The sequence below is a fragment of the Rhodoplanes elegans genome, assembly GCF_016653355.1.
Lineage (GTDB): Bacteria > Pseudomonadota > Alphaproteobacteria > Rhizobiales > Xanthobacteraceae > Rhodoplanes > Rhodoplanes elegans.
This window is the reverse complement of record NZ_NHSK01000205.1, coordinates 1-15266: the sequence shown is the minus strand read 5'-3', so window position 1 is coordinate 15266 and position 15266 is coordinate 1. Positions and strand designations below refer to the sequence as shown.

Annotated in this window: 14 protein-coding genes; 4 read left to right on the top strand and 10 right to left on the bottom strand. The window is 71.4% G+C overall.

From position 1 onward, the window contains the following. Positions 1 to 343 precede the first annotated feature (343 nt). From recF to rpsT, 5 genes are all read right to left on the bottom strand, one after another. On the bottom strand, positions 344 to 1483 hold the full coding sequence (gene recF / locus CCR97_RS24135; protein WP_201159950.1) for a DNA replication/repair protein RecF: 1140 nt from the start codon (positions 1481 to 1483) through the stop codon (positions 344 to 346). A gap of 264 nt (positions 1484 to 1747) precedes the next feature. Beyond that, positions 1748 to 2866, bottom strand: coding sequence for a DNA polymerase III subunit beta (dnaN, locus tag CCR97_RS24130; protein WP_111358625.1), 1119 nt, complete (start codon positions 2864 to 2866; stop codon positions 1748 to 1750). 345 nt (positions 2867 to 3211) lie between these two features. After that, positions 3212 to 4300 (bottom strand): glycosyltransferase family protein, encoded by a 1089-nt coding sequence (locus CCR97_RS32380; RefSeq protein WP_201159949.1) that lies wholly within the window; start codon positions 4298 to 4300, stop codon positions 3212 to 3214. A gap of 148 nt (positions 4301 to 4448) precedes the next feature. Continuing rightward, positions 4449 to 5906 carry a chromosomal replication initiator protein DnaA gene (dnaA, locus tag CCR97_RS24120; RefSeq protein ID WP_111357810.1) on the bottom strand — a complete coding sequence of 486 codons (1458 nt, stop codon included), beginning with the start codon at positions 5904 to 5906 and terminating at the stop codon, positions 4449 to 4451. A gap of 1316 nt (positions 5907 to 7222) precedes the next feature. Next, a complete protein-coding gene (gene rpsT / locus CCR97_RS24115; RefSeq protein WP_111357802.1) occupies positions 7223 to 7486 on the bottom strand; it encodes a 30S ribosomal protein S20 in 264 nt (87 codons plus the stop codon). A gap of 273 nt (positions 7487 to 7759) precedes the next feature. Here rpsT and CCR97_RS24110 point away from each other — a divergent pair, with 273 nt between their 5' ends. From CCR97_RS24110 to CCR97_RS24100, 3 genes are all read left to right on the top strand, one after another. Next, the gene (locus CCR97_RS24110) at positions 7760 to 8077 is read left to right on the top strand and encodes a hypothetical protein (protein ID WP_111357803.1); all 318 of its coding nucleotides are present in this window, start codon (positions 7760 to 7762) and stop codon (positions 8075 to 8077) included. A 137-nt stretch (positions 8078 to 8214) separates the two neighbouring features. Then, complete coding sequence (msrA, locus tag CCR97_RS24105) at positions 8215 to 8874, top strand: peptide-methionine (S)-S-oxide reductase MsrA (protein WP_111357804.1); 660 nt, start codon at positions 8215 to 8217, stop codon at positions 8872 to 8874. A gap of 280 nt (positions 8875 to 9154) precedes the next feature. Further along, positions 9155 to 9820, top strand: coding sequence for a polysaccharide biosynthesis/export family protein (locus CCR97_RS24100; protein WP_111357805.1), 666 nt, complete (start codon positions 9155 to 9157; stop codon positions 9818 to 9820). A gap of 279 nt (positions 9821 to 10099) precedes the next feature. Here the strand turns inward: CCR97_RS24100 and CCR97_RS24095 are convergent, their stop codons facing one another. Beyond that, on the bottom strand, positions 10100 to 10426 hold the full coding sequence (locus CCR97_RS24095) for a cupin domain-containing protein (protein ID WP_111357806.1): 327 nt from the start codon (positions 10424 to 10426) through the stop codon (positions 10100 to 10102). A gap of 142 nt (positions 10427 to 10568) precedes the next feature. Between CCR97_RS24095 and CCR97_RS24090 the strand changes: the two genes are divergently transcribed. After that, complete coding sequence (locus tag CCR97_RS24090; protein ID WP_244670645.1) at positions 10569 to 12590, top strand: APC family permease; 2022 nt, start codon at positions 10569 to 10571, stop codon at positions 12588 to 12590. A 7-nt stretch (positions 12591 to 12597) separates the two neighbouring features. On the opposite strand, the gene CCR97_RS24085 is transcribed toward CCR97_RS24090, so the two are convergent. The 4 genes from CCR97_RS24085 to CCR97_RS24070 all read right to left on the bottom strand — a co-directional run. Next, positions 12598 to 13431 (bottom strand): alpha/beta hydrolase, encoded by an 834-nt coding sequence (locus CCR97_RS24085; protein ID WP_111357808.1) that lies wholly within the window; start codon positions 13429 to 13431, stop codon positions 12598 to 12600. Positions 13432 to 13462: 31 nt separating this feature from the next. Then, positions 13463 to 14035, bottom strand: coding sequence for an isopentenyl-diphosphate Delta-isomerase (gene idi / locus CCR97_RS24080; RefSeq protein WP_244670644.1), 573 nt, complete (start codon positions 14033 to 14035; stop codon positions 13463 to 13465). 242 nt (positions 14036 to 14277) lie between these two features. Next, positions 14278 to 14598 carry a thioredoxin gene (gene trxA / locus CCR97_RS24075; protein WP_111357809.1) on the bottom strand — a complete coding sequence of 107 codons (321 nt, stop codon included), beginning with the start codon at positions 14596 to 14598 and terminating at the stop codon, positions 14278 to 14280. A 58-nt stretch (positions 14599 to 14656) separates the two neighbouring features. Then, positions 14657 to 15266, bottom strand: a 610-nt coding sequence (locus CCR97_RS24070) for a PD-(D/E)XK nuclease family protein (protein WP_201159948.1), incomplete at its 5' end; no start/stop codon positions are given.

The window sequence follows — 15266 nt, the reverse complement described above, 5'->3', positions numbered from 1 at the left end:
GACGGCGGCGGCGACGGCGCTGCCCCAGCGCTGCGCCGGGGTCAGCTCCGGCACGGCGCCTGCACCGAGCAGCGAGCCGAGGTTGAGCTTGATGTCCTTGGCGTAGTCGGGCAGCGCCTGCCGCAGGGTCTCGAGCTGGCTCATGGGGGCTCCGTGGGTCTGGTCCGTCCCGCGGCCGCGGCCGCGATCCGGCCCGCGCGCGACGATCGAAGAGGTCGCCGGACCCTAGGACGCATCGCTTTTCATGCAACTAATTTGCAGTTGTTGCAGCGCAACAACCCCGCTCGGCGCGCGGTATCTGCTCTGAAAAGCTGCCGCGCGCGAATTTTTCGCGCAGCCTCGGTCAGCCGGCGCGGGAGACGTGCTGGGGGGCGACGTCGAACACGTCCGCCTCCGCCGTGATGCCGGCGAAGGCGGCCGGGTCGGCGCCCGCCATCCAGACTTGGGCGCCGAGCGCGCCGAGCGCCTCGAACAGCGCGGCGCGCCGGCCGGGATCGAGATGCGCCACCACCTCGTCGAGCAGCACGATCGGCGCGATGCCGGTCATCGTCGCGACCAGCCCGGCATGGGCCAGCACCAACGTGATCAGCAGCGCCTTCTGCTCGCCCGTCGAGGCGTCGCGGGCCGCGATGCCCTTCGGGGCGAAGGTGACCAGCAGGTCGGTGAGATGCGGGCCGTCGAGGGTGCGCCCGGCGGCGGCGTCGCGTCCGCGGTTCTCGCGCAACACCGTGCGGTACCGGTCCTCCACCTCGATCGCCGGACGAGTGAGCGCCGCCTGCTCCATCCAGCCGTCGAGGATCAGGCCGGCCGAGGGGAAAGGGCCGGCGCCCCGCTCGAGCAGCGTGGCGGCGAGCCGTTGCACGGTCTCGGCCCGGGCCGCCGCCACCGCGACGGCGAGCTCGGCCGTCTCGTGCTCGGCGGCGTCGAGCCAGTGCGGGTCGGGCGACGGGTTTTCGAGGAGCCGGTTGCGGGCGCGCAGCGACCGTTCCAGCGCCGAGACCCGGGTGGCGTGGTCGGGATGGACGGCGAGCACCAGCCGGTCGAGGAAGCGCCGCCGCTCCGACGCCGGACCGAGGAACAGCCCGTCCATGGTCGGCACGAGCCAGACGAGCCGCAGATGCTCGGCGAAGGCCGTCGCCGCGCCGACCGGCTCGCGGTCGATCCGGCATTTTCGCGCATGCGGGCCGTCGGCGCCGGCCGGCGTCGCGAGCCCGGTGCCGAGCGTCGCGAGCCCCTGGGCGCCTTCGACCTCGGCGGCCACGGCCCATGTCCCGGGGCCGTCCTCGCGGGCGACCGCGTCGAGCGTCGCCCGGCGCAGGCCGCGTCCAGGGCCGAGAAACGAGATCGCTTCGAGGATGTTGGTCTTGCCGGCGCCGTTCGGCCCGGTCAGCACGACGAGCCGCCGCGACGCCTGCAGGGTCGCGCTCGTCCAGCTGCGGAAGTCGGTCAGGCTGAGCCGGAGAATCTGCGGGGCGACGGTCATGTCCCTACCCAGAAACTCGCCGTTCCGCTGCGCTGCCTTGGCGAAGGCATCGTGTCCCGGGCGCGGCACATCGTGCCGCGAACCGGGACCCAGGGGCGATCAGGCGAGGCGGTCGGAGAACCCTTTGCCGTGCGGCCGTCGTGCGGCCCGTCGTGCGGCCCCTGGGCCCCGGATCTGCGGCGCATCGGGCCTGCGGCCTGCTGCGCCTTGTCCGGGGCACGAGGCCGGGCATGACGACGCGGAGATTGCCGCGTGTTCGTCGCCTCACACCCGCATGGGCATCAGGACGTAGAGAGCGCCCTTGGCGTCCTTGTCCTGGATGAGGGTCGGCGAGCCCGGATCGGCGAGCTTGAGGATCGCGGTGTCGCCCTCGATCTGGGCCGCGATGTCGAGCAGGTAGCGCGAGTTGAAGCCGATATCGAGCGGATCGGAGTCGTAGGCGACCTCGATCTCCTCGGTGGCGCTGCCCGAGTCGGGGTTGGTCACCGAGAGGATCAGCTTGCTGCCCGAGATCGACAGCTTGACGGCGCGGCCGCGCTCGCTCGACACCGTCGAGACGCGGTCGACGGCCTGCTCGAAGTCGCGCTTCTCGACCTCGAGGAGCTTGTCGTTGCCGGCCGGGATGACGCGGCCGTAGTCCGGGAAGGTGCCGTCGATCAGCTTGGAGGTCAGCACCACCGGACCGAGCGAGACGCGGATCTTGGTCGCCGAGAGCTCGATCTTCACCTCGCCGGCCGGGTCCTCGATCAGCCGGTGCACCTCGCCGACCGTCTTGCGCGGCACGATCACGCCCGGCATGCCCTCGGTGCCGGCCGGGGCCGGGAACTCGACCTGGGCGAGGCGATGCCCGTCGGTCGCGACGGCGCGCAGCCGCGCGGCCGCGGCCTCGCCGGCGACGTGCAGGTAGATGCCGTTGAGGTAGTAGCGCGTCTCCTCGGTGGAGATGGCGAACTGGGTCTTGTCGATCAGGCGCTTGAGGTCGGCGGCCGGCAGCGCGAAGGCGTGCGTCATGTCGCCGGCGGCGAGATCCGGGAAGTCGCTCTCGGGCAGCGTCTGCAGCGTGAACTTGGAGCGGCCGGCCCGGATCGTCAGCACGGCGCGGTCGCCGGTGGCGTCGAGCGTCACCTGCGAGCCCTCCGGCAGCTTGCGGACGATCTCGTAGAACATGTGGGCCGGCACCGTGGTGACGCCGCCCGACGCCACCTCGGCCGGGATCGTCTCGATGATCTCGAGGTCGAGGTCGGTCGCCTTGAAGGACAGCTCCGAGCGGTCGGCGCGGATCAGCACGTTGGCGAGGATCGGGATGGTGTTGCGCCGCTCGACCACGCGGTGGACATGCGACAGCGATCGCAAAAGCTCGGACCGCTCGACCGTGACCTTCATGCGGAACCCCGCTCGACTGACTACGCAAGACGCGCCGGACCGGCAGGCGCGCGACTCGTGACGCTGGTGCCGGGATGGTCCCGACCCGGATGACGCTGGTGCGCAGACGCCCCGGCCCGGACCACCCGCTCGCGCGGAACCCGGCCGGGCGCCTTGGGTGCACCGGAACACGGGAAAGTGCAATGCCGGGGCGGATTCGGCAAGGGTAACGACGGCCAATCCCCCGACAATCCGGGTGTTTTCGGCCGTCGTCTCGGCGATCGCACTCGCCGTCGTGCGGGCCCGCCGACCGGCGGCGGCGCCACCCGTCGGCGGGCGGCGGAGCGGCCGGTCACGGGCGGCCCGTCACAGCGTGATGCCGCCGGGCGGCGTCTCGGCGCCGGCCCGGTAGGCCAGCAGCTGCTCGGCCCGTCGCCACGGGGTGATGTGGTGGGCGTTCACATGGGCGCGCGCCGCGGTGGCGATGCGGCGCAGCCGCTCGGGGTCGGCGAGCGCCGCCTCGACCACGGCGGTGAGGCTGCCCGGCACGTCGGCATCGTAATGCAGCGCGTGGACGCCCTCGAGGAGCGGGTGGAAGCGGGCGATGGTCGGCTGATTGATCACCGGCACCGAGTAGACGGCCGCCGCCTCGTAGTGGCGGATGCAGTCCCAGCCGAAGCCTTCCGGCGACCAGGTCAGCCAGGCCTGGCTCATCAGCCGGAAGAACTCGTCCTTCCGCAGCCGCTCCTCGGCGATGAAGATGTCCTTGCGGCGCGCCGCCAGCGCCCGCAGCTCCTCCAGCCCGGTGTGGCGCACCGTCGAGGAGTTGGTCGCGACCGCGACGAACAGGCCGATGGTCTTCTCCGGAAACGCCATCTCGGGCAGCGACGGGCCGTCGCCGAGGAAGCCGATGGCCCACGGCCGCAGCTTCTCCACCCGGCTCCGGTTGCGCGGCTTGCGGCGGAAGCGGGTGGACGGCATCTCCGGATGGACGGTGCGCTGGAACACCTGCCAGCGGTCGATCGGCAGCTCACGCTTGAAGTAGAAGGTGCAGCGATCAAGCAGGAAGGCGTTGCAGCGGGGAATGGTGTGCATGTCGTCGCCGTCGACGACGAGCACGCTCATGCGGCGCGGCAGCAGCCGGATCGCCTGGATGCCGAACAGCCGGATGAAGCGCCGCCACGGCCGCGGCGGCCAGTGGAACACGCTGCGCAGCGGCCGCCAGTGCCAGGGCGGGTGGCGGGTCGGCGGATGCACCACGATGGTGTCGATCTCGTAGCGCCAGGCCCGCCGCCACAGGTCGATGAACTCGCGCAGGCCGAACTCGCGGACGTTCTCGGGCCGGGACGCGGCGAGGTCCTCCTCGCTCGTCCACAGCAGCATGGCGTTCGCCGGGTCGACGCGCGACAGCAGGCCGGCATTGCCGATCTCGACGATCGGCGGGGAGGCTTTCACTTTGGCGGACCGGTCCGACGGCATGCGGCTCACTCGCTCGCCGCGGCCCGCAAGGGAGCGGCGCCGCGTGGCCGGACCCTACTCCGGCGGGTGCGCCGGGGTCACGATCCGGATTGTATCGGAGTGTGACGGTCGCCCGCTTCGTGCCTCACTCCTGCAGCTCGCGCTTGATCGCCTCGATCTCCTCGGCGAGCGCGAGGTCGTTGCCGACCAGGTTCTCGATCTTGCGCACGGCGTGCAGCACGGTCGTGTGGTCGCGGCCACCGAAGCGGCGGCCGATCTCGGGCAGCGAGCGCAGCGTCAGGGTCTTGGCCAGATACATGGCGATCTGGCGCGGCCGCACCACGTTGGCGGTGCGGCGCGAGGAGAGGAGGTCGCCGCGGCTGACATTGTAGCGGCGGGCGACGATGCGCTGGATCTCCTCGATCTTCACCTTGCGCGGCTCCTGCGGCCGCACGAGGTCGCGGATCTCGCGCTCGGCGAGCTCCATGGTGACCGGCTGGCCGGTCAGCTTGGAGTGGGCGAGCAGCCGGTTGAGGGCGCCTTCGAGGTCGCGGCCGTTGTGGGTCACCGACTTGGCGATGAAGGAGAGCACCGGGGCCGGCACGTCGAAGGCGGCGTGGTGGCTGCGGGCGCTCGCCACCCGGGCCTGCAGGATCTCGAGCCGCAGATCCTCGCCGAACGAGCCCATCTCGACCACCAGGCCGCCGGCGAGCCGCGAGCGGACCCGGTCGTCCATATTCTCGAGGTCGAGCGGCGGACGGTCGGCGGCCACCACGACCTGCCGGCCGGCGTCGATCATGGCGTTGAGTGTGTGGGAGAACTCGGCGAAGGTCGACTTGCCCTGCAGGAACTGCAGGTCGTCGATGAGGAGCACGTCGGTCGCCCGCAGCACCTCCTTGAAGGCCAGCGTCGTCTGGGTGCGCAGCGACGAGACGAAGCCGTACACGAACTTCTCGGCGGTGAGATAGAGGACGCGGCGCTCGCCGCCGGCATTGCCGGCCCAGGCGATCGCCTGCAGCAGATGGGTCTTGCCGAGCCCGACCGCGGCGTGGACGTAGAGCGGATTGAACATCACCGGGTCGCCGCGGCGCGCCGTCGCGACCTGCTTGGCGGCGGCATGGGCGAGGGAGTTCGCCCGGCCGACCACGAAGGAGTCGAAGGTCAGCCGCGGGTCGAGCGGCGAGCCGCCGATCGAATCGTGGGCCGAGGCGGTCGCCGGCGTCGCCGCAGGGACGGGCGCGGCAGCATGGCCGTTCAGGACGCCGAAGCCGGCCGGGGCCGGATCGTGCCGCACCGTGACGGTGGCCGGCGACACCGGCCTGGCCGTCGCGGCCGCGGCCGGCCGCATCATCGTGGAGCGCACCGACAGGTCGATGCGGCGGACCAGCGGCTCCTCGCCCTGCCAGCAGGCGAGCACCCGCTCGGCGTAGTGGGACTGGATCCAGCTCTTGAGGAAGCGGGTCGGCACCGAGAGGCGCACCGTCTCGCTCTCGACGCTCTCCAGCTCCATGCGGGCGAACCAGCTCGAGAAGATGTCCTCGCCGACCTCGGCGCGCAGGCGACCCTTCACCCGCGTCCAGCGTTCCTGATGATTGTTCGTCATGGTCATGGCCTCACGCATTCCGCCCGGGGCGGACACTGACAGTCGGGTGCTCGCGCGGCCGGAGGGACTCCGTCGCGTTCGGGCAGCATCGATCCGCGGGGCGCCGCGACCTCGACGGGCGAGGCGGGCACCCCCCGGTGGTCAGCTTTCGGGAGGCGAGAGCGTGGCCGGTCGCACGGACGGGCCGGGACGGTGTGGGACGAGAGACAGATGCAGGGAGGGAGCGGGTCCACGCCGACCGGCGGCCGCGGGACCATTCGACACCGACCGGGCGCCGAAACGAATGTGCCACATTTTAGTCATGTTCGCCCCTGGACTTAAAGTCTGTAGTTCGGCCTCGAAGCCACAGAATTCCCGATCAGCCGCTGAAGTATTGGTTCAGCGGACGTCGAACAGTCCCGTTTGTTTCATGTACAAGAGATAGGGTCGATACGCCGTACGAGCCTTCGGCACGTTCACGTTGTTACTTTAAACTACGCCTTTCGGTGTGAACGTCGCGCCTGTGACTCACGATCTCGACCTCTTCTTCGGAACCCGCCGAGCGGCGGGGCCTGTCCATCACCAATACACAGGGGCCCCCCGGCCCGCAATGGCCTGGATGGGGCGGCTCGGCGGCAATGCAGCGTCGGGTTACGCCGGGCCGCGCGACGAATCTTCTTGCAAACGACAACCGATTGTCCGCGCGTCGAATTTCATCGTGTTGTGACAAACCGGGCGGGTTAACCAAACTGCCCCTCGACGGGGGGCGGCGGAGACGGCCTGCGGCAGCCCGGCACCCAATGCCGACCGTTCGCTCCGGCTTTGATGTTAACACTTTGTTAAGGCGCTGAATTTCGTGCGCGCCGGAGGCGGGTAACCTGCGCTCCGGTGGGCCTCGGGCCGGTGGGACTCGTAGCTCGCGTGGAATACGTGAAACTACTTAAAGTCGAGATCGTGCTTAACGGAGCCACGCAGTTGTTGCACCAGAGCAACGATGATGCCTCGAAACAACAGCCATCGCCGTGGTTCTTCGTAAGGGATCGTCCGAGTCGTGTCACCGTCCGGACGCAGAAAGCCGGTGGATGACGACAACATCGCGACAGTTTTGCGATGTGTTTGGTACATCGAAACAGGTTTTCGTGGCGTGGAGGGGCGGAAATGCGACTCGCGAATGCCTTCGACGCGGCTCTTTCGTCCGCGGTCCTGCGGCAACGCCCCGCCGGCCCGTCCTCCGGCCCGCTGCGCGTCCGGGCGTGGCCGGGCCCACAACGACAAAAGGCCGGGACGGGCCCGGCCTTTCATGCAGTCCGAAAGAGACAGGACGACCGCGGTCGTCGTCAGGCGAGCTTGGTCACCGCGTGGGTGAGGCGCGCCACCTTGCGGCTCGCGCTGCGCTTGTGCACCACGCCCTTCTGGGCCGCCCGCATCATGACCGGCTCGGCCGCCTGCAGGGCCGCGGTGGCCGCCGCCTTGTCGCCGCTCGCCAGCGCCTCCTCGACCTTGCGGACGAAGGTGCGCATGCGCGAGCGACGCGCCTTGTTCACCTCGGTGCGACGCGCGATCTTGCGGGTGGCCTTCTTGGCGGAAGTCGTATTGGCCATCTTGGCGGTGTCCGTCCGTTGTAACCGTGTATCTCGGTCTTCGTGTATCTGTGGTCGCGTTTCTGTGGTCGCGTGTCTTGCCGTGGGGCGGCCCGGGATGGCCCGGTCCGGCGCCGCGCTCGCAAGGGGCGCACAAAATCTGCCGCGGCGCGCTCGCGCCGCCGGGTGAGCGACGCTTATAAGTGTGCGCCCGGTCGGCGTCAACGCCCTCTGTCGGAAGTTTGCGGCGCACGCTATGATTCCTCCACACCCTTTCCAGCGCGGCCTTTCCCGATGATTCGCTTCGCCTTTCGCTTCGTCGGCCTGTGGATTCTGGCCGCTGCCTTCATCTTCCTCGTCTACGACGGCACCCGGTCGATCGCCGCCGGGGTGGTGCTGATCAAGCCGTTCGGCGAGACCTGGAACGACATCCATGCCGGCAGCCTGCAGGCCCTGCAGCCGATCATGGAGCGGCACTCGCCCTGGCTGTGGGATCCCGCCATGCTCAAGGCGTTGACGTCGCCGACCTGGCTGGTGCTCGGCGTCATCGGCATGATCCTCGTCCTGCTCGGCCGCAAGCGGAAGCCGCTGATCGGCTTCGCCCGGCGCTGAGCCCTGGCGGCGGGTCCCGCCTGATCGAGATGTGATCGGCCGGCGGCCTGCGCCGGGCGGCCGGCCTCCCCATATCTCGCCTCGGCGCGGCCCGCTCGGTCGCCGAGCGCATGGTGCGCCGGAGAAGGAGACCCCCGATGTTCCTGTTCCGCAAGAAGGCCGAGATGCCGTCCGCGCGCGAGATGCTGCCGGGCCGCGACCGGCCGATCCCCACCGCCTCGCACCACTTCGTCAACGGCCGCGCCCTGCAGGGGCCGTATCCGGACGGGCTCGAGACGGCGATCTTCGGGCTCGGCTGCTTCTGGGGCGCCGAGCGGAAGTTCTGGCAGCTCGGCGACGGCATCCACGTCACGGCGGTCGGCTACGCCGGCGGCGGCACGCCGAACCCGACCTACGAGGAGGTCTGCTCCGGCCGCACCGGTCACAACGAGGTGGTGCTGGTGGTCTTCGACCCGGCGACGATCTCCTACGAGCGCCTGCTGCAGACCTTCTGGGAGAGCCACGACCCGACCCAGGGCATGCGCCAGGGCAACGATGTCGGCACCCAGTATCGCTCCGGCATCTATGTCGGGTCGCCGGCGCAGCGCGCCGCCGCGGAAGCCTCGCGCGACGCCTATCAGACGGCGCTGTCGGCGCGCGGCTACGGGGCGATCACCACCGAGATCGTCGACGCGCCGCCGTTCTATTTCGCCGAGGACTATCACCAGCAGTATCTCGCCAAGAACCCGGCCGGCTATTGCGGGCTCGGCGGCACCGGCGTGAGCTGCCCGGTCGGCGCCGGCGTGCCGGCCGCGTGAGCCGCGCGGCGCCCCCGGTCTTCTGAAGACCGATCGTCCAGCCCTTGCGATCACGAGCGGCCGGGCTTGTCCCGGCCGCTTCTTTTCATCCTGTGCGATGTCTGCTCGTGTCGCCGCAATGGCGCGAAACCGCGGACCGTGGCAGGGCTGCCGCACGCCGCCGGGGAGCGGCGAAACCCTGGCGTGCAACGGCCGGGAAACCCCCGTCCGGTGAGGCTTTGTTAACGATAATGAGGTGTTAATCCGGGACAGTAGAGTTCTCAGCGCAGTCCGGATTCCCATGCGGCACGTTCGTAACCTCGTCGTGATCCTCGCCGCCCTGGCCGTCTCCGGCTGTGTCTCGACGCCCCGCTTCCTGATGCCCGGCCCGCCGCCTCCGCCCCCCTCGATCGAGGCGGTCGTCTACGGTGGTCCCGACGCGACGGGCGCGATCCCCGGCCCGTCGCCGGCCGTCGCTGCCGCGCTGGTCAGGGCCGACGATCCCGATCCGCCCTACACGCTCGATGCCGGCGACCGGTTGCGCGTCGTGGTCTACGGCCAGGAGGGGCTCACCAACACCTATGCGGTCGACGCCGCCGGCCGCATCACGCTGCCGCTGATCGGCGGCGTCGCGGCCCGCGGCCGCACCACGGCGGAGCTCGCCAGGGTGATCGCGGCGCGGCTGCGCGACGGCTACATCCGCGAGCCGCATGTCGCCGTCGAGGTCGAGTCCTATCGGCCGTTCTTCATCCTCGGCGAGGTGGCGTTCCCGGGCCAGTACCCGTTCGTCGCCCATCTCACGGCCGAGACCGCGGTGGCGATCGCCGGCGGCTTCACGCCGCGCGCCTATCGCACCGAGATCGAGATCACCCGCCCGACCCCGCAAGGGCCGGTTCGCCTCAAGGGGCCGCCCCTCACGCCGGTGCGCCCGGGCGACACCGTGGTGGTGTCGGAACGGTGGTTCTGACGGGACGGCACGCGCCGTCGCGCTCGGCGCACGCGCGAGGCTTCCCGCGACAGTCTTCCGCTCGTCCCGGGAAGGGCTGCGGGATGCACACGTCGTCTGCCACACATCAGAGCGTCATGCGCGGGCTCGACCCGCGCATCCATCACCTGCACCAAGTAGCGTTCTGTCGCAGAGAGATGGATCGCCGGGTCGAGCCCGGCGACGACGTCGGTGTTGGCGGCCGGCGCATTTGCTCCTCACGGAAACGTCTGGGGCGCTCCCGGTATCACCGCCGCCGTCTCACCGGTGATGCACGGCGAGCCACACGGTGGCGCGGTCCGGGTCGGTCGCTTCGACGCGGTGGCGGGCGTGGGCCGGGATGTGGACGAAGTCGCCGGGGCGCAGCTCGCGCGCCGCGGGCTCCCTCTCGAAGCGCAGCGTCGCGGTGCCGCTGAGCAGCACCACCCATTCGCCCCAGGCCTGATCGTACCAGAAGCCCGGCGGGCTCGCCTGGCCGTGCGAGACGATGCGCTCGATCTTCAGATCCGGCGTCGCGAGCAGGGTCGCGATCACCTCCTCGGCACGGCGCGTCTCGCTGCCGGCGAACAGGTTGCCGCTGGTGATCATGCCGGCCTCGTTGCCCCCGGTCCGCGGCCCCGGGTTCGATATCCCTGGTCTACGGGTCCCGGTCCGCCGCTCCGGCCGACCGGCGGAACAGGCGCCGGCCCCGGCCGTTCCCCACCGTGATCGAAACGGGGCGTCCTGTCCATTGCGGCCTTCCTCTCTCTCCTCGCTGCTCTTCGGCCGGCCGCTCGCCAACGAGGAGCATGCGGGCCGCAAGATCGGGATCGGCACCGGCGTGCCGACCGTCGGGCTCGGCGCCTTCGGGTCGCCGGCCTACGGTCCCGAATCCGCGCTCCTCGTCGCGCTGTCGCTCGGCGCGGCCGGCTTCGCCGTGTTCGCCGCCGTGCAGGGCGCCGTCGTTCTCGTCCTGCTGCTCCTGTGGTCGACGTTCAGCCGCGCCGTGCGGGCGTTTCCCGGCAACGGCGGCGCCTACACGATCGCCCGCGACACGCTCGGGCCGACCGGCGGGCTCCTCGCCGCTGCCGTGCTGATGCTCGACTATGTGCTCAACGTCGCGGTCGGCATCTCGGCCGGCATCGCGGCGCTCGCCTCCGCCGTGCCGGCGCTGGCGCCGCACCGGCTGACGCTCTGCCTCGCCGTGCTGGCGCTGCTCACGCTGGTCAATCTGCGCGGCGCGCTCGACGCCGGGCGACTGTTCGCAGTGCCGGTCTACGGCTTCCTCGCGAGCTTCGCCGTGGTGATCGGCGCCGGCCTGGTGATCGCGTTCGGCGGCGCGCCGGCGGCCGCGGCTGCGCCTCCCGCCGCGAGCGGCGAGGCGAGCGTCTGGACGACGGTGCTGCTCGCCTATGCGGTCGCCTGCACGGGGATGACCGGCGTCGAGGCGATCGGCAACAGCATCGACACGTTCCGCGATCCGGCGGTGCGCACCGCGCGTCGGGCGTTGGCCGTGATCGTCGTCGTCCTCGTGATCTTCCTCGCCGCGCTCGCCGTGCTGGTGCCGGCGCTCGGCATCGTCGCCATGCCGCAGACGGCGGAGACCTATCGCAGCGTGCTGGCGCAGCTCGCCGCCGCGACGGTCGGCGAGGGGAGTCTTTACTACGTCTGCCTCGGCACGCTGCTCCTCGTGCTGATCCTGTCGGCGCATACGAGCTTCGTCGGGCTGCCCGGATTCTTCCGTCTCGTCGCCGCCGACGGCTGGCTGCCGCGGCCTTTCGCCGTGCTCGGCCGCCGTCTGGTGCTCACCGTCGGCGTGCTGTTCCTCGCCGCGGCGGCGGGCCTGTTGCTCCTCGCCTTCGACGGCGTCACCGACCGGCTGGTGCCGCTGTTCGCGGTCGCGGCGCTCGCCGTGTTCCTGCTGGTCCAGATCGCCATGGCCGTGCACGGACGGCGGGTGCGCCGGCGGGTGGCGAGCGAGCGGCGGGCGGCCCGGCGCGCCGCCGCCGCGACGCTCGCGATCGACATCGGCGGGGCGGTGGCGACCGGGCTCGCGCTCGTGATCACGATCGTCGCCTGGTTCCTGGCGGGCGTGTGGATCGTGCTGCTCGTCGTGCCGGCCCTGATGGGCCTGCTCGTCGCGGTGCGGCGCTACTATGCGGCGCTCGACCGGGCCCTGAGCGACCCGGCGCCGCTCGACCTGACGAACCTCGCGCCGCCGATCGTGCTGGTCGCCACCGAGGATCGCAGCCGGCTCGCCGACAAGGCGCTCGCCGTCGCGCTGTCGATCTCGCCCGACGTCGTGGCCGTGCATCTCGCCGCCCTGGAGGGGCCGGGCTCGGAGGACAAGGAGCGTGCGCTGCGCGAGGCCTGGGCGCGCGACGTCGAGGCGCCGGCGCACGCCGCCGGCCGGTCGCCGCCGCGGCTCGTCACGCTGCACACGCCCTATCGGCACGTCTACGCGCCGCTGCTCGCGCTGGTCGGCGAGCTCCTCGCCACGCATCCGGACCGCACCGTCGCGGTGCTCACGCCGGAGATGGTGAAGCAGCATTGGTGGCAGTATCCGCTGCACACGCTGCGGGCGCGCCGCATGCGCGCCGGCCTCCTCGCCCATGGCGGCTCGCGCGTCGTGGTGATGAGCGTGCCGTGGTATCTCGACGAGCCCGATCCGGCCGCCGCGGCGCGGGAGACGCTGCCGGGGTCTCGCGGCGCGGCCGAGGCCGCCTCGGAGACCGCCCGCGTCGGGGCCGATCGGGCGGTCTCCCCGGTGTGAGCCCCGTTCAGTCCGCCGCAAGCCCGAGCCGCTGCGAAAGCCAGCCGGCGACGATCGCCGCGACCGCGTCCTCGCGGCCCTTGTAGAAGTGGTCGCAGTCCGGGACGATCTCGACGTCGCACGGTCCGCCCGCGCGCGCCTGGAAGGCCTCGGCGGGGTAGTGCGCGGCCGGCTCCTGGTCGCCGCGGACGTAGAGCACCGGGCAGGTGATCCGCGGCGCCAGCTCGAGCGTGTTGGGCAACTGGGTGGTGCGGTCGATGAACGCCTCGGCCGAGGTGACGTACCACCAGTGCGGCAGAACGATCAGCTCCCGGCCGCGGCCGGCGGCGACCAACGCCTCGGCCTGCGCCTTGATCTCGGCGAACCTCTCGCCGGCGAACAGGCCGATGCGGCTGACGTTCTCGTTCTGCCGGCCGCCGGCATGCGCCGAGAGCAGCACCAGGCACGGCGTCTGCGGATGGGCCACGACATGCGGCACCGCCAGCATGCCGCCGTTGCTGTGGCCGATCACGATCGGCGCGTCGTGGCCACGCGCGGCGAGCCAGCGTGCCGCGAGGGCGTTGTCCTCGATCGCCTCGTGCGTGAGCTGGAAGGCGGCGCCCTCGGCGGCGCGGCTGTCGCGGATGCTCAGGATGTCGTGGCCGCGCCGGTTGAAGGCGAGGCAGGCGAGGCCGAGCCGCGTCAGCGCCCGCGGCAGGAAGCGCGGCGCGCCGGTGTAGAAGTTCATCGTGTTGCCGTGGAACAGCAGCACGGCGCCGCGGATCGGCCGGTCGTCGGGCCAGTGGAAGGCGCCGTCGAGCGGCAGCGTCGGCGTCGGGATCGTGATCAGCTCGGTGCGCATGGGGCTGGACGGGTGGTCCGACGCCCGCACGTCAGGCGGCGCTGGCGAGCCAGGCGGCGATGTCGTCCCGATGCTGGTTCAGGTAGTGGCGGAACCACACCGCGTAGCGCTCGGGATGCGCCTTCTGATCGGCGAACAACGTCTCGAACGGCACCCAGGCGTACTCGCTCACCTCGTCCGGCGCCGGCGCGACCACGCCGTCGAAAGTGCCGCCGAAGGCGTGCACCAGCTCGTCCTCGATGAAGCCGTTGGACAGCGTCGCGCGGTAGTGCGTCTTGAAGATCGGGGCGAGCGCGCAGGCGAAGCCCATCTCCTCCGGCAGCCGGCGCAGCGCCGCGTCGAGCGTCGATTCGCCGGGCCGCGGATGGCTGCAGCAGGTGTTCGCCCACAGCCCGCCGGAGTGGTACTTGGCCGGGTTGCGGCGCTGGATCAGGATCTCGCCGCGCGGATTGCGGACCAGCACCGAGATGGCGCGATGCGGCAGGCCGCGGCGATGCACCTCGGTCTTGCCGGCGACGCCGGTCGGCCGGTCGTCGGCGTCGACCAGGATGATCTGCTCCTCGGCGACGTCGGTCATCGGGTCGGCGATCGCATCGACCGGCATTCTGGATCTCTCGTGCTGCAGTGCGTGAAGCTCCGCGCGGTGCCGCGCGGAATGGCCGCAGTATAGGCAAGGGGGGCGGGGCGACAACCCCGGGCGGACAGCCCGGGGCCGACGTGCCATCGACGCCGAACGGCCGGCGCGGGCGCCGGCCGTCATGGGTGTCGCCGAGGAAGGGTGCGGTTCGGCCCGGTCCGGGCCGGGGCGGCCGGGCCGCCGTTCGGGTCAGACCGCAGCCGCTGCGGTCAAACCGCAGCCGTGATCCACTGCTCGAGCTTGGCCTTCGGCGCGGCGCCGACTTGGCGCGAGGACAGCTCGCCGTTCTTGAACAGCATCAGGGTCGGGATCGACATGATGTTGTACTGCGCCGCGACCTTGGGATTCTCGTCGACGTTGAGCTTGACGATCTTCACCTTGCCGTCGAGCGAGCCGGCGATCTCTTCGAGGGCCGGGGCGATCATGCGGCAGGGGCCGCACCACTCGGCCCAGAAGTCCACAACGACCGGCTTGTCCGACTTCAGCACCTCGGTCTCGAAGTCCTGGTCGGAAACCTTGGTCACGCCCATGCCATACCTCGCGGGGTTCGATGATCGGGCCTGAACGTATGAATGCGCCCCGGGTGCGTCAAGGCGCCGCCGGGGCGACCCCGAGCCGGGCCAGGGCGGCGGCCCGGGCGTCGGCCGGAATCTCCATCAGTTCCGGCGTTTCGGTCCACACCAGTGCTGTGGAGATGCGCCGCCCGGGCCATAGCCGGCCCAGCACCGCGGCATAGAGCGCGAGTTGCGTCACGTAGTCGGGCGGCACCTCGGCGAGCGTTCTCGGGGCGCCGCGATTCGTCTTGAAGTCGGCGATCAGCACGGCGTCCGCCGTGACGGCGAGGCGGTCGACCTGACCGGAGACGAGCAGCGGCTGCCCGTCCGGCCGCGCGAGGCGGCCGAGGATCGGCACCTCGGCGCGACTGCCGGGGCCGAACAGCGGGGCGAAGCGGGCGTCGTCGAGGATCGCCAGCGTCTCGGCGAGGAGCGCCTCGCGCACCGGCTCTGGCAGCGCCTGCGCATTGCGGGCCAGCACGGCGCGGGCCGTCGCCGCGCGCGCTTCGGCGGCGATCTCGGGCAGCGACTGCAGCAGGCGGTGGGCGAGGCTGCCGCGCAGCAGCGCGGCCTTGCGGGCCGCCTCGGTGGCGGCGACGCGGCGCGGGACGGCGGGCCGATCCTCGTCGAGAGCGCGCGACGGC

Coding starts and splice junctions, on each gene's coding strand:
- recF (WP_201159950.1), bottom strand. CDS start 1,483: ATGACCGTCGCCCCGCAGATTCTCCGGCTCAGCCTGACCGACTTCCGC.
- dnaN (WP_111358625.1), bottom strand. CDS start 2,866: ATGAAGGTCACGGTCGAGCGGTCCGAGCTTTTGCGATCGCTGTCGCAT.
- dnaA (WP_111357810.1), bottom strand. CDS start 5,906: ATGACGAACAATCATCAGGAACGCTGGACGCGGGTGAAGGGTCGCCTG.
- rpsT (WP_111357802.1), bottom strand. CDS start 7,486: ATGGCCAATACGACTTCCGCCAAGAAGGCCACCCGCAAGATCGCGCGT.
- CCR97_RS24110 (WP_111357803.1), top strand. CDS start 7,760: ATGATTCGCTTCGCCTTTCGCTTCGTCGGCCTGTGGATTCTGGCCGCT.
- msrA (WP_111357804.1), top strand. CDS start 8,215: ATGTTCCTGTTCCGCAAGAAGGCCGAGATGCCGTCCGCGCGCGAGATG.
- CCR97_RS24100 (WP_111357805.1), top strand. CDS start 9,155: ATGCGGCACGTTCGTAACCTCGTCGTGATCCTCGCCGCCCTGGCCGTC.
- CCR97_RS24095 (WP_111357806.1), bottom strand. CDS start 10,426: ATGATCACCAGCGGCAACCTGTTCGCCGGCAGCGAGACGCGCCGTGCC.
- CCR97_RS24085 (WP_111357808.1), bottom strand. CDS start 13,431: ATGCGCACCGAGCTGATCACGATCCCGACGCCGACGCTGCCGCTCGAC.
- idi (WP_244670644.1), bottom strand. CDS start 14,035: ATGCCGGTCGATGCGATCGCCGACCCGATGACCGACGTCGCCGAGGAG.
- trxA (WP_111357809.1), bottom strand. CDS start 14,598: ATGGGCGTGACCAAGGTTTCCGACCAGGACTTCGAGACCGAGGTGCTG.